Below are 13,175 nucleotides of genomic sequence, written 5' to 3' on the forward strand. Positions count from 1 at the left end.
TAGCACGCGAGGGCTTACGGCGCCGTTTCCGTGCCGCGGGGCGGCGGTGTCACCAGCGACACGACGACGAGCGCGGCGATGCCCGCCGGCAGGGCGAGAAGCGCCGCGGCAAGGCTACTGATGCCCCACCAGTCGGCGCTAGATCGTGCGTGGGCATCGAGCGCCGCCCAGGCCGCCTCTTTCGCCGCCCCGGGCTCGGCTGCCAGCCACGCCTCCTTGAGCTCGGCGAAGTATTCCTGGCCGCTGGGTCCGGCGCTCGACAGGCCCGATGTCGCCTCGAAGAACGGGACGGCGAAGTAGTGGGTGCCGAGGAGATAGATGAGAGTCACGACTAGGCCGGCGAGCATGGCCGCGGCGGCGCCCTCGGCGCTGGCGCGATGCCACCAGAGAGCGGCAAAGAGGGCGGGAAACAGCCCCGCCGCTGCCAGCGTGAACGCCCAGGTCGCAACTTCGATGATGCCGGCCGGACGTGCCAGCGCACCGAAGGCGGCCGCGGCGAGCATGGCCGCGGCAATGCCATATGACGTAAAGCGCTGCGTTCGGGGGGCGGAGCCGGCGGCCGCCGAGCGATCGCCGATGAGGGCGCCTACTATGACGCCGAGCGGGCCGTGCGCGGTTGCCAAGGCGGTCGCCAAGCCCGCTGCAGCGATGAGCCCCAGCAAAGCCGGATCCAATCCGGTGATTTCCGGCAGAGCGAGCGTGACGATGTCCGGGTCGAGCGCCAGGTCGTGTAACCGCAGCGCGGTGCTAACGTCGGGCAATGCGGCGCACGCTTGCGCGACGGCGGCCGCATCCGTCGCCGCGCGACCGCAGATGTGGACGAACCCCAGCTTGCCGTAGGTGAAAATCCACGCCGGCAGGTCGGCGGTCGGCGTGCGGTCGGCGATCAGGGTCGCGACCGACAGCTTGGCGTAAGCGGCAACCGCCGGCACGAGCGTCAACAGCAGAACGACGAAGATCAGCCCCCACAACGCCGACCAGCGCGCTTCGCGCGCCGGCCGCGCGGCCAGGAGCTGTTCGTTCAACAGGCTCGGCAGCACCGCGACGCCCACTGCGAGCCCGAGAACGATGCCCAGGAAATTCGTCGGCGTGAGCGACACGAACGCCGTTAGCATCGGCTTCATGTAGGCCGGATCGGCGAGCTCCTGCTCGAGCAGCGTCTCCTCCAGCCCTTGCACCTGCCACAAGGCGTTGGCGTAGGCGAGCTGCGGCAGCGGCAGGTCGTACCATGTAGCCGACAGCTGCACGAGCGGCACCAGCAGGGCGACGAGCAGGACAGGAAAGAGAAGGCCGTTGAGCAATGAACCACCGCCTGCAGCGCGGACAACGAAGCAAGCGAGCACGGCGCCGGCGGCGACGATGGTAGCAGCCGCATAGTCGATGCCGAGCAGGCGCACGCCGATGAGGCCGGCGGCCATCAGCTCGGCGACCAGAAGCGTCAGCATCGATATGATGACAACGGCTGCGCTCGCCATGCGCGCGGCGCGGCCCGGATATCGCACGGCAAAGAACTCGAGCAGCGAGCGGGCCCCGCTCTGCGCCAAGCGCGGCGCGATCGTCAGCTGCAACAACAGGCAGCCGGCGCCGAGCCCGAGGGGGAAGGCAAGACCGTCATGCCCCCAGGCGAAGATCGCCCCGGCGAGCGCCAGGAAGAACGCGGCCGAGACGGTCGCAGAGGCAATAGCCAGGCCACCGAACACCGGCGCAGCCAGGCTCGGTCGGCGCGCTCCCGAGCCCATGGCAATGGCCGCTGCGACGGCGATCCCCATGGCCCAATACCCACCGTCGATCCAAGTCTGGGAAGCACCGAGCCGAGCTAGCAACACGAGGGCCGCGATGCCAAGCGCGACCGCCAACGCAAATCCGGCGAGCAGCGGTTCCGCACGCGAGCGCGGCGAACCGGCGCTGGGGGCATCGAGCGGCATGTCAGGGCTTCCTCGCGGCGCGCACGGCGCGGCGATCCTGCCATCGCGCCGACACCACACCGATGGCTACGAAGGCGAGGAGCACGCCTTGCGCCGCCAGGTAGTAGCCGAGCGGAAACGCGAGCACGTCGACGAGGTTGAGCGCCTGTACGAAGCTCGGCACGACGAAGGCGAGCAGCGCCCACAGTAGCAGCGCGACGATAGGCAACCGCCCGGCGTCCTGCACTCCACCCGATGATTGCGGATTTCCGCGCACCCAGCCCCCAATCGTCCATCGCAGCGGTGTGCGCACCGCTCCGCCGCCGCGAAGTTCGCCGGCCTTTGCGACAGCCTCGTGGCACTCGAGCATGCATGACGTGGAAACTAAAAGGCGGGGCGATACGCTCCCGCATCCCCCCGCCCTGGGATCCTCTCCCTAGACTTGGACCTATTTGCTTTTTCTGGGCCGACAGAGCGGTCCACGATTCGCCGGCCCCGAACCATGTGTGAGCACAGGAACTGCGTCAAGCGGTACCGAGCGGTAAAACTTCTGATGCAGCGCAGCGATTTGCGGCCGACGCGTCAGGGCTGGCACGAAGCCTTTAGGAAACCTCGGGACGGCATTCGGAATCGGATGGAAGCGGATCGCAATGGCGATTGCCGGTGCAGGCGCGCATCGCTTGGCGCACGCTCGAGGAATAGGCGCCGTCGATCGCGCCGAAGTAGAGGCCCTGGGAGCGGAGCCCGCACTGGTACATCTTGACGATGCGTGAACCTCCGGCGCGCATGGCCAGATCGTAGTCGTCGAAAGCGGCCTTGGCATCACCGAGCGCCTGGTGGATGTGGGCCCGGGTATCGAGGGCATAGGGGCTGCCGGGAGCCAGCTGCAGCGCCTTTTCCACGTCGCCAATGCCGTCACGGGGGCGACCCAGCTTGTAGTAGGACCAGGCGCGGTTGTTCAGGGCCAGCGGAAAATCTGGCTTGATATTGAGGGCCGCGTCGTAATCGGAGAGGGCCTTGTCAAATATGCCGAGCAGGGAATAGGCGAGCGCCCGCATTCCGTAGGCGAGGCTGCGCTGATCGTCGGGGAGCCCCGGCGTCTCGATCAGGGCCGAGCAGCCGCTGATACGCCGCTCGTTGTCGTCGCTGAGGCAGTCGAGCGTGGGGTTGTCGACGGTTGCCAGCGCGGTAGCTGCCCCGAGGGCAAGCGCGCCGATAGAGGCTAAGATCCTAGCGTAGGTCATCACGTTCCCCAGAGCTGGGCCGGCCCCCCTTGAAACCATAGGAAACATGGCCTTATCGGGGCGATGGCGCCAGCGCCCTTACGAGGGCGTCGCTTAACCCCTTCCGGCCGGCATTTGTGCTAGCTTTCGTCCCCTGCGACCTGCGAGCGTCCCACGTGAAACAACAGCGCATTTTGCTCATCATCGGCGGCGGCATCGCCGCCTACAAGTGCCTCGATCTCATCCGTCGACTGCGCGAGGCGGGCGCCTCCGTGCGCGCCGTCATGACGCGGGCCGCCACCGAGTTCGTGACACCCCTTTCGGTCGGCGCCCTCACCTCAGAGCGCGTGTTCACCGACCTATTCAGCCTCAATGACGAGCAGGAGATCGGCCATATTCGCCTGTCGCGCGAGGCGGATCTGTTGATCGTCGCGCCGGCGACCGCCGACCTCATCGCCAAGATGGCGGGCGGGCACGCTGACGATTTGGCTTCGACCGTGCTAATGGCGACCGACAAGCCTGTGCTCCTCGCGCCGGCTATGAACCCGCGCATGTGGCTCAACCCTGCCACGCAACGCAATGTCGCGCAGTTGCGCGCCGACGGCGTGCATTTCGTCGGGCCCAACACCGGCGAGATGGCCGAGCGCGACGAGGCCGGCCCAGGGCGGCTGGTCGAGGTGCCGGAGATCATCGATGCGGCCAACAAGATCCTCGCCGGGCGGCGAGGCTCGCCGCTGGCACGGGTTGGCGCGCGCCCACTCGCGGGCCGGCATGTGCTCGTCACCAGCGGCCCGACGCACGAGCCGATCGACCCGGTGCGCTACATCGCCAACCGCTCGTCCGGCAAGCAAGGCCATGCCATCGCGCGCGCCGCAGCGGCGCTCGGGGCGCGCGTCACCCTCGTTACCGGCCCGGTGTCGCTGGCCGATCCGCCTAGTGTCGACGTCGTGCGCGTAGAGACCGCCGAGCAGATGCTGCATGCGGTGCAGGCGGCGCTGCCGGCCGGCATCGCCGCGTTCGCCGCCGCCGTTGCCGACTGGCGCACTGCGTCGGCACCGCGCGAGAAGATAAAGAAGTCGGGCGCCAAGCCGAGCCTCGAGCTCGTCGAGAACCCCGACATCCTGGCCACCGTGGGCAAGTCGCGCTCTGGTCGCCCGACGCTCGTCATCGGCTTTGCCGCCGAGACGGAGAACGTGACGAGCGAAGCCGCCAAGAAGCGCAAGGCGAAGGGTGCCGACTGGATCGTCGCCAACGACGTCTCGCCATCGCGCGGCGTATTCGGCGGCGACGGCAACACGGTGCATCTTGTCACGGCCGACGGCATCGAGGATTGGCCGACGCTCAGCAAGGACGAAGTCGCCCGGCGCCTCATGCTGCGCGCCGCCGAGTTTTTGCGGCATAGCGCGGCGGCGGCCGAATGACCACGTCGCGTCAACACACAAAGGCCAATCTGCGCGCCCGCGTAAGGGTCGTGCGCTTGCCGCACGGCAGCGGCCTGCCGCTCCCCGCGTATCAAACGGAGGGCGCTGCGGGGCTGGATCTGTTTGCCGCGCTCGATGCGCGCAGCCCGATGACGCTGGCACCCGGCGCGCGCGCGCTCGTGCCGACCGGCCTCATCATCGAGCTGCCGCCGGGATACGAGGCGCAGGTGCGGCCGCGCTCGGGGCTGGCACTCAACTACGGCGTCACGGTGCTCAACAGCCCCGGCACCATCGACTGCGACTACCGCGGCGAGGTGCGCGTCGTGCTGGCGAACCTCGGGCAGGCCCCGTTCGAGGTCCGCCGCGGCGAGCGCATTGCGCAGCTCGTCGTCAGCCCGGTGACGCATGCCCAGCTGGTCGAGGTGGAGGAGATCTCCGCTACGGCGCGCGGCGCGGGGGGATTTGGCTCGACAGGAGCCAATGAGAACGCCCAATCCCGCAGAACCGCACCTCAAAAGAAATCCATCCCTCCGCCTGCCGGCCCGCGAAAAAAAACAAGTCCGGTCAGGCCTCGGACCGGCAATCGCTGATCGACGCCGCTTCTTGACAGCGTCGGCCTTTCGCCCAACGTGCGATTGCCGCGACTGATCTTGCCATCGGCCGCGGCAGTCAATCACTCGGCCGCTGATACGAGGCACCCCCGCGATGAACGATACCCCCGAGATCAAGACCCTTGCCGCCACCAAGACGTGGGGCCGCGGCCGCGTCTACGATTCGATCGCCGAAACCATTGGGCACACGCCGCTCGTCCGCCTATCGAAGATAACGAGTGCGGCCAAAGTCAAAGCCGACATTCTCTTGAAGCTCGAGTTCTTCAACCCGCTGTCGTCGGTCAAAGACCGCATCGGCGTATCGATGATCGACGCCCTCGAAGCGCAGGGGAAGATCACGCCAGGCAAGACGGTGCTTGTCGAGCCGACGTCCGGCAACACCGGCATCGGTCTCGCCTTCGTCGCCGCGGCGCGCGGCTACCGGCTGATTCTCGTCATGCCGGAAACCATGTCGATGGAGCGGCGCAAGATCCTGACCCACCTTGGCGCGGAATTGGAGCTGACGCCGGGCCCGGGCGGCATGCCACTAGCGGTGGAGCGCGCCAACGAGCTCGCCAAGACGATCCCCAACGCCGTCATCCCCGGGCAATTCGATAACCCGGCCAACCCGCTCGTTCATGAATTGACGACGGCCGAGGAGATCTGGAACGACACGCATGGCAAGGTCGATGCCCTCGTGATCGGCGTCGGCACGGGCGGCACGCTGACAGGTTGCGGACGAGCACTGAAGCCTCGCAAGCCTGACCTCAAGATCATCGCCGTCGAGCCGACGACCAGCCCGGTGCTGTCCGGCAAGCCGCGCGGGCCGCACAAGATCCAGGGCATCGGCGCCGGTTTCATCCCCTCGATCCTCGACACCAGCTTCATCGATGAGATCGTCACCGTGTCGAGCGAGCAGGCGTTCGAGGTCGCGCGCCTCGTCGCCAAAGTGGAAGGCATCCCGGGCGGCATCTCCACCGGTGCCAACGTGGCAGCAGCGCTCTCCGTTGCCGAGCGGCCGGAGTACGCCGGCAAGACGATCGTCACCTTCGCGCCGTCGTCGGCCGAGCGCTACTACACCAGCGATCTCTTCCTCGACCCGAGCAAGCCCACCTAATTGCGTCGCGAATCTATCGGCGTTGCTGCCCCCCGGGCTTGTCCTCCCCGGGGGCCCTTCTTTTTTGCGCGCGCATCGTAACTATCTTGGCCGAATGGGCGGCGTGCGGCGCGGAAGAATAGGCCGCCGCCCGCTGACGGCCAGGGTCAGTTGCGCTAACCTAGCGGCATGCAGGACAAAGCATCACCGCGGCTCTCGGCGCAGGAGATCGAGCGCTACAAGCGCCACCTCGTGCTGAAGGAGGTGGGCGGCCAAGGCCAGCAGCGGCTCAAGAGCGCCCGCGTGCTGATCGTCGGGGCCGGCGGCCTCGGCTCGCCGCTCGCTCTATATCTCGCCGCGGCCGGCATCGGCACCATCGGCATCGTCGACGACGACCGCGTGTCGCTCGACAACCTGCAGCGCCAGATCGTCCACGACACGACCCACGTCGGTGAAGCGAAGGTGGCGAGCGCGCGCGATGCGATAGGCCGCATCAATCCGCACGTCGTTGTGGAGCCGATCGAGGCGCGCCTCGATGCCGGCAATGCCGCCGCGATCATCGCCCGCTACGACATCGTCGCCGATGGCTCGGACAACGCCGAGACGCGCTACCTCGTCTCCGACGCCTGCTACCTCGCCAAGCGCACGCTGGTGTTCGGTGCCGTGGGCCCGTTCGACGGCTATGTATCGACCTTCAAGCCGCACGAGCGTGACGCGGACGGGACCCCCTACCCCAGCTACCGCTGCCTGTTCCCCGAGGCGCCGCCGCCCGGCACGCTGCCCAACTGCGCCGAGGTTGGAGTCTTGGGGGCCGTCGTCGGCGTCATCGGCACGCTGCAAGCAACAGAAATACTGAAGGAAATCCTCGGCATCGGGTCGACCCTGGCTGGCCGCCTGCTGATGTACGATGCACTCGCGGCGCGCTTCGAGACGCTGTCGATCACCTGGGATCCGGAAAATCCGATCAGTGGCCGCAACCCGACGATAACCGACCTTTCAATCCATGCGGCGACGAAGCACAACTCGACATGCGCGGCATGAGAGGATAGCGCTTCCATGTTGCTCTTACGGATGTTGCACACCTTGCTCCTGACAATTGTCGCCGCCGTCCTGCTGCCGCTGCCCGGTTTCGACCTCGAGGCGCGTGCCGAGCCTGAGCAGCCGCCGCAATTGTCGATCGCACCCGCACCGGTACCCGAAAAGGCGCCCGAGTTCGGCGCCATCGCCTTCGCACCCGATGGCTCGTTCTTCTCGGTGTGGAAGATCGGCTCGCGCCTCGAGGCTGAGGAAAAAGTGCGCGCCGAGTGTGCCGCCCTCGGGCGCGGAGCCTGCGAAGCCGTGAGCTTTCGCGGCGAGGTCTGCGCGGCCATCGCGTCGGGGCGCATCGCCAAAGAGCGAAAGATCACCTACTCGGGCGGCGGCCTTACGCCCAGCGATGCCGAGCGGTTGGCGCTCGGGCGCTGCAATGCCGATCGGCGCGCCCGCGGCACCTGCCAGCTGCGCACGACCGTCTGCGGGGATGGCCGCCTAGACTCGACCACGGCGCGCGCGCCTTAGAACATCGCCGGGTGGACGCGGTCGGGCGGGGCGTGGCCGTCGAGGAACGCCTTGATGTTGATGATCACCTTCTCGCCCATGTCGATGCGGCCTTCGATGGTCGCCGAGCTCATGTGCGGCAGCGCCACGACCCGTTCCGAGCTGAGAATCTTGGGGTTGACCGCCGGCTCATGCTCGAACACGTCGAGCCCCGCGCCCGCGATGGCGCCGGCCTCGATGAGCCGCGCCAACTCGTTCTCGTCGATGACCTCGCCGCGCGAAGTGTTGACGATATAGGCCGACGGCTTCAACAACCGCAGGCGGCGGGCCGAAAGCAGGTGATAGGTCCCGGGGGTATGCGGACAGTTCACGGAGACGATGTCGACCCGCGTCAGCATCTGATCGAGGCTTTCCCAGTAGGTCGCCTCGAGCTCCTTCTCCAAGTCCTGAGAAACACGGCGGCGGTTGTGGTAGTGGATCTGCAGGCCGAACGCCTTGGCGCGACGTGCCACCGCCGAGCCGATACGTCCCATGCCGATGATGCCGAGCCGCTTGCCGTAGATGCGGTGGCCGAGCATCCATGTCGGCGACCAGCCGCTCCAGGTATTCTTCTGGTCCTTGAGGTAGTCGGCTCCTTCCACCAGCCGGCGTGGGGTGGCGAGGATCAGTGCCATGGTCATGTCGGCGGTGTCCTCGGTGAGAACTCCCGGCGTATTGGTGACTGTAATTCCGCGGTTGCGGGCCGTATCGAGGTCGATGTTGTCGACGCCGGTGCCAAAGTTGGCGATCAGCCGCAGCTGCGGTCCGGCTTGGGAGATCACGGCGCGATCGATGCGGTCCGTAACCGTGGGCACCAATACGTCGGCGATCTTGAGCGACTCGGCGATCTGGCTCTGCGTCAGGGGCGCATCGTCGACGTTGAGCCGCGCGTCGAACAGCTCGCGCATGCGGGTTTCGACGACATCGGGCAGCTTGCGCGTGACAATGACGATTGGCTTTCGGGCGCTGTTCGGCATCGGGGGGTTCGCTGTTGGCTCTTGGAGGATGGGGGGTCTGGAAGGGGCCAGTCGAATTAGCTCTCGTTCAGGCAGGTCTAACAGAACGTCATTGCGATGACAAAGTGCGGGATTTTCTCTGAGCGACGGCAAGAGCAGACTGGTCCGAGAGGACACCTAAGAATTCACCCAGCGATTCTCCTTACCCGGACCAATGACGAGGCGAGAATGCGAAGGCAGGCAACGGCAGCGCACAATCTGTTTCGCAATGCGCTGGCGGCGATGACGGTTCTGGCTGCGACCGCACTCGCCGCATGGCAGCCGACTGGCGCCGGGTCAAGCTTCCCCGGCGGCAGCGGTTTGCCCGTTCCCCGCTTCGTCAGCCTCAAGTCCGATCGCGTCAATATGCGCAAGGGACCCGGCACTGATTACCCGACGGCGTGGGTCTATCGCCGCGCCGGTTTGCCGCTCGAGGTGATCAAGGAATTCGAGGGCTGGCGACAGGTACGCGACGCCGATGGGGCCGCCGGGTGGGTGCTGCAATCGTTCTTGTCGGGCAGGCGTACGGCATTGGTGCTGCCATGGGAGATCAAGCAGGGCACTCCGGTGCCCAAGGTGGCGTTGCGCCGCAACGACAGCGAGCACGCCCGTCCCGTGGCCATGATCGAGGCGGGCGTCATCGCTAACCTTTCGACCTGCGATGGACGCTGGTGCCGCGTCAGCATCGACAAGTTCCAAGGCTACATCGAGCAGAACAAGTTGTGGGGAGTCTACGAGGGCGAGGTGCTGAAGTGAGGTCGAAGCGGGAACGGGACGACGCGCCGTTCAGTCCTTCTTGAGCCGGACGACGACGTCGATGTGGGTGATGCTCATGCCCTCGGGGGGCTCCGGCAGGCCATCGACGCGGATGGCATGGCCCGGAATGTCATGCAGCTCACCCTCTTCCTCGACAAAGAAGTGATTGTGGTTCGACGTATTGGTGTCGAAATAGGCCTTGGCGCCGTTGATCGCCAGCTCGCGCAGCAGCCCCGCCCGCTTGAATTGGTGCAGCGTGTTGTAGACGGTAGCCAGGGAAACGTGTTGGCCGGCGGCGGTGGCTTCGGCGTGCAGCGATTCGGCTGTGACGTGGCGATCCTCGCCCTCGAACAATAGGGCGCCGAGCGCCAAGCGCTGGCGTGTCGGCCGCAGCCCAGCCCTGCGCAGCAGCTGAGCGACGCCCCGAGGGGCCTTTGCGTCCTTTTGTAAGCCGGGCGTGTTGTTGGTCATCCGTATGCGCGTCGCGCCTGTTACAGGGCTGGCCGCTTGGCGGGCCGCACTAGCTCCCCCAATGGGGCGGCAAATCAAGCTAACACCAGAAATATACTATAGGCAGGCGCCGGGTTGCCTGCAACACGGGGCCCGAACGCAGCGGGAGCACGCATCCTCGCCCTGCGGCTCGGTGCCCACCCTTTTGAAGGCCATACGACTGTGTTAGGGAACCCCGCGGCCGCGGCTTAACCTGCCGAAGGCGTTCGCAAGCGAGGAACTGAGCGCAGAAATCATGACAGAACGCCGCACGAGCTTCGAATACGAGGACCTGCTTGCGTGTGGCCGCGGCGAGCTGTTCGGCCCCGGCAATGCGCAGCTGCCGCTGCCGCCGATGCTCATGTTCGACCGGATTTCGACCGTCTCCGAGACCGGCGGCCAGCACGGCAAGGGGCAAATCGCCGCCGAGCTCAAGGTGGCCGGCAACAGCCGGCTCGACTGGTTCTTCCGCTGCCATTTCGAGGGCGACCCGGTGATGCCCGGCTGCCTCGGCCTCGACGCCCTCTGGCAGATGACGGGCTTCTTCCTCGGTTGGCTGGGCGCGCCCGGGCGAGGCCGCGCGCTGGGGGTCGGCGAGGTCAAGTTCACCGGCATGGTGGTGCCGACGGTCGGCCGGGTCGAGTACATCGTCGACCTCAAGCGGGTCATTTTGCGCAAGCTGAAGCTGGCCATCGCGGACGGTGTCATGAAGGCCGACGGCCAAGTCATCTATACGGCCAACGACCTGCGCGTCGGCCTGTTCGAGAGCGGCGAATCGGCGGCTGCCGTCAGTCCTTGATCTTGATGGCTTTTCGTGCTCGCTTCCGCCGGAGCCGAATTGCGAGCGAAGCCGCAAGCTTCCGGTACGAGAGGATGGGCGGATGAGACGAGTGGTCGTCACGGGCATGGGCATTGTTTCCTCGATCGGAAACAGCTGCCAGGAAGTGCTCGCGTCTCTCCGCGAGGCCAAGTCCGGCATCGTGCGCGCCGACAAGTACGCCGAGCTGGGATTCCGCTGCCAGGTGCACGGCGCCCCCAACCTCGACTGGGAGTCGCAGGTTCCGCGCAAACCGCGCCGCTTCATGGGTGACGGTGTCGGCTGGAACTACGTCGCTATGGATCAGGCCATTCGCGACGCCGGCCTCGAGGAAAAGGACATCATCAACGAGCGCACCGGCATCATCATGGGCTCGGGCGGCCCGTCTACCCGCGCCATCGTCGCCGCCGCCGACGTCACGCGCGAGAAGGACCCCCGCAAAGTCGGGCCGTTCGAGGTGCCCAAGGCCATGTGCTCCGGGCCCTCCGCCGCCCTCGCCACGAGCTTTCAGATCAAAGGCGTCAACTATTCCATCGCGTCGGCCTGCTCGACGTCGGCGCACTGCATCGGCAATGCCGCCGAGCTGATCCAGTGGGGCAAGCAGGACGTGATGTTCGCCGGGGGCTGCGAGGAGCTCGACTGGACGTTGTCGGTGCTGTTCGACGCCATGGGCGCCATGTCCTCGAAGTTCAACGATACGCCGGCCAAGGCCAGCCGCGCCTACGACAAGAACCGCGACGGCTTTGTCATCGCGGGCGGGGCCGGCGTCGTCGTCTTGGAGGAGCTGGAGCGGGCGAAGTCGCGCGGGGCGCGCATCTACGGTGAGGTCGCCGGCTACGGCGCCACGTCGGACGGCTACGACATGGTGGCTCCTTCGGGAGAAGGCGCGGTGCGCTGCATGCAGCTCGCTCTCAAGGGCATGGACGGCAGAGGCATCGGCCACAAAGTCGACTACATCAACCCGCACGGCACCGGTACGCCGATTGGCGATCTGCGCGAGATCGAGGCCATCCGCAAGGTGTTCGACGGCGAGGTGCCGAAGATTGCCTCGACCAAATCGCTGACCGGGCATTCGCTCGGTGCCGTCGGTGTGCAGGAGGCGATTTTCTCGCTGCTCATGATGAACAATGGTTTCATCTGCGAAAGCGCCAATATCGAGGAGATCGACCCCGAGCTGGCCGACATGCCGATCGTGCGCGAGCGCATCGATAATGTTAGCCTTAACTGCGTCATGTCGAACAGCTTCGGGTTCGGCGGCACTAATGCCACGCTCGTTTTTCGGCGTGTGACCGGCTAGAACGACCGAGCGGACGGCTGTCATGCCGGGAACAGCGAATTAGCGCGGAGCGGCTATCAACCGCGGGCGGCATTGCGAGCCGCCACTAGACACTCAGGAACGACAGGAAGTCCCATGACCGAAATCGACCTCGCCAAACCTGGCCCGATCATGGCTGGCAAGCGCGGGCTCATCATGGGCGTAGCCAACGAGCGCTCGATCGCCTGGGGCATCGCCCGCATCCTGGCTGGCCAGGGCGCCCAGCTCGCCTTCACCTACCAGGACGGCGCCTTCGGCCGCCGCGCGCTGCCGCTCGCCAAGTCGCTGGGCTCGGAAATCATCGAGCCGTGCAACGTCCTCGACCTCGACAGCGTCGACCGCGCCTTCGCGCGCATCAAAGAAACTTGGGGCAACCTCGACTTCGTCGTGCACGCGCTCGCCTACTCCGACCCGCGCGAGCTTTCGGGGCGCTACGTCAACACCACACGCGAGAATTTCACCAATACGATGGTCATTTCGTGCTTCTCGTTCACCGAGGTTGCCAAGCGCGCCTTCCCCCTGATGCCGAACGGCGGCTCGCTCTTGACCCTGAGCTATGGCGGCGCCACGAAGTCGGTGCCCTCCTACAACGTCATGGGCGTCGCCAAGGCCGCGCTGGAAGCCTCCGTGCGCTATCTCGCCGCCGACCTCGGCCCGCAGGGCATCCGTGTCAACGCGCTCTCCGCCGGTCCGATGCGTACGCTTTCGGGCGCCGGCGTTTCCGACGCGCGCGTCATCTTCAACTTCCAAAAGGAGCATGCGCCGCTGAAGCGCACGCCGACGCTCAACGAGGTGGGCGGATCGGCGCTGTATCTCTTGTCGGATCTGTCGGGTGCGGTGACGGGCGAGGTGCATTTCGTCGATTGTGGATATTCTACGGTCGCCATGCCGGGCCTCGAGGCGCTGAAGCGCTTCGACACCGAGGCCCCCGCTGTGGCCCCTGCTGCGCCGGGCGGTCGCTCACCGTCCGAAGCCGCAGAATAGCGCATCGACC

14 protein-coding genes are annotated in these 13,175 nt (G+C 66.5%); 9 read left to right on the plus strand and 5 right to left on the minus strand.

The window, feature by feature from the left end:
- Positions 1 to 14: 14 nt before the first annotated feature.
- From F9K20_RS09370 to F9K20_RS09380, 3 genes are all read right to left on the minus strand, one after another.
- A complete protein-coding gene (locus tag F9K20_RS09370) occupies positions 15 to 1,925 on the minus strand; it encodes a hypothetical protein (protein WP_291000377.1) in 1,911 nt (636 codons plus the stop codon).
- Position 1,926: 1 nt separating this feature from the next.
- The gene (locus tag F9K20_RS09375; protein WP_291000380.1) at positions 1,927 to 2,181 is read right to left on the minus strand and encodes a DUF4212 domain-containing protein; all 255 of its coding nucleotides are present in this window, start codon (positions 2,179 to 2,181) and stop codon (positions 1,927 to 1,929) included.
- Between the two features lie 325 nt (positions 2,182 to 2,506).
- Positions 2,507 to 3,148, minus strand: coding sequence for a tetratricopeptide repeat protein (locus F9K20_RS09380; RefSeq protein ID WP_291000383.1), 642 nt, complete (start codon positions 3,146 to 3,148; stop codon positions 2,507 to 2,509).
- Positions 3,149 to 3,303: 155 nt separating this feature from the next.
- Here F9K20_RS09380 and coaBC point away from each other — a divergent pair, with 155 nt between their 5' ends.
- The 5 genes from coaBC to F9K20_RS09405 all read left to right on the plus strand — a co-directional run bounded on the left by coaBC (position 3,304) and on the right by F9K20_RS09405 (position 7,791).
- Positions 3,304 to 4,548, plus strand: a complete 1,245-nt coding sequence (coaBC, locus tag F9K20_RS09385) for a bifunctional phosphopantothenoylcysteine decarboxylase/phosphopantothenate--cysteine ligase CoaBC (RefSeq protein WP_291000386.1) — start codon at positions 3,304 to 3,306, stop codon at positions 4,546 to 4,548.
- Positions 4,545 to 5,138, plus strand: coding sequence for a dUTP diphosphatase (gene dut, locus F9K20_RS09390; protein WP_291000389.1), 594 nt, complete (start codon positions 4,545 to 4,547; stop codon positions 5,136 to 5,138). The genes coaBC and dut overlap by 4 nt, the downstream gene beginning before the upstream one ends.
- A gap of 115 nt (positions 5,139 to 5,253) precedes the next feature.
- On the plus strand, positions 5,254 to 6,255 hold the full coding sequence (gene cysK, locus F9K20_RS09395) for a cysteine synthase A (RefSeq protein WP_291000392.1): 1,002 nt from the start codon (positions 5,254 to 5,256) through the stop codon (positions 6,253 to 6,255).
- 168 nt (positions 6,256 to 6,423) lie between these two features.
- Positions 6,424 to 7,275, plus strand: coding sequence for a molybdopterin-synthase adenylyltransferase MoeB (locus F9K20_RS09400; RefSeq protein WP_291000395.1), 852 nt, complete (start codon positions 6,424 to 6,426; stop codon positions 7,273 to 7,275).
- Between the two features lie 15 nt (positions 7,276 to 7,290).
- Positions 7,291 to 7,791: a DUF4189 domain-containing protein gene (locus F9K20_RS09405; RefSeq protein WP_291000398.1), complete on the plus strand. Its 501-nt coding sequence runs from the start codon at positions 7,291 to 7,293 to the stop codon at positions 7,789 to 7,791.
- On the opposite strand, the gene F9K20_RS09410 is transcribed toward F9K20_RS09405, so the two are convergent.
- On the minus strand, positions 7,788 to 8,786 hold the full coding sequence (locus tag F9K20_RS09410; RefSeq protein WP_291000401.1) for a D-glycerate dehydrogenase: 999 nt from the start codon (positions 8,784 to 8,786) through the stop codon (positions 7,788 to 7,790). The genes F9K20_RS09405 and F9K20_RS09410 overlap by 4 nt on opposite strands.
- 207 nt (positions 8,787 to 8,993) lie before the next feature.
- Here F9K20_RS09410 and F9K20_RS09415 point away from each other — a divergent pair, with 207 nt between their 5' ends.
- Positions 8,994 to 9,560 carry an SH3 domain-containing protein gene (locus tag F9K20_RS09415; RefSeq protein WP_291000404.1) on the plus strand — a complete coding sequence of 189 codons (567 nt, stop codon included), beginning with the start codon at positions 8,994 to 8,996 and terminating at the stop codon, positions 9,558 to 9,560.
- A gap of 30 nt (positions 9,561 to 9,590) precedes the next feature.
- Here the strand turns inward: F9K20_RS09415 and irrA are convergent, their stop codons facing one another.
- Positions 9,591 to 10,031 carry an iron response transcriptional regulator IrrA gene (gene irrA / locus F9K20_RS09420; RefSeq protein WP_291000407.1) on the minus strand — a complete coding sequence of 147 codons (441 nt, stop codon included), beginning with the start codon at positions 10,029 to 10,031 and terminating at the stop codon, positions 9,591 to 9,593.
- 274 nt (positions 10,032 to 10,305) lie between these two features.
- Between irrA and fabA the strand changes: the two genes are divergently transcribed.
- From fabA to F9K20_RS09435, 3 genes are all read left to right on the plus strand, one after another.
- A complete protein-coding gene (gene fabA / locus F9K20_RS09425) occupies positions 10,306 to 10,848 on the plus strand; it encodes a 3-hydroxyacyl-[acyl-carrier-protein] dehydratase FabA (protein ID WP_291000410.1) in 543 nt (180 codons plus the stop codon).
- Between the two features lie 82 nt (positions 10,849 to 10,930).
- A complete protein-coding gene (gene fabB / locus F9K20_RS09430; RefSeq protein WP_291000412.1) occupies positions 10,931 to 12,163 on the plus strand; it encodes a beta-ketoacyl-ACP synthase I in 1,233 nt (410 codons plus the stop codon).
- 114 nt (positions 12,164 to 12,277) lie between these two features.
- Positions 12,278 to 13,165, plus strand: a complete 888-nt coding sequence (locus tag F9K20_RS09435; protein ID WP_291000415.1) for an SDR family oxidoreductase — start codon at positions 12,278 to 12,280, stop codon at positions 13,163 to 13,165.
- Positions 13,166 to 13,175: the final 10 nt, after the last annotated feature.

The organism is Hyphomicrobium sp. (assembly GCF_009026145.1).
GTDB lineage: Bacteria > Pseudomonadota > Alphaproteobacteria > Rhizobiales > Hyphomicrobiaceae > Hyphomicrobium_A.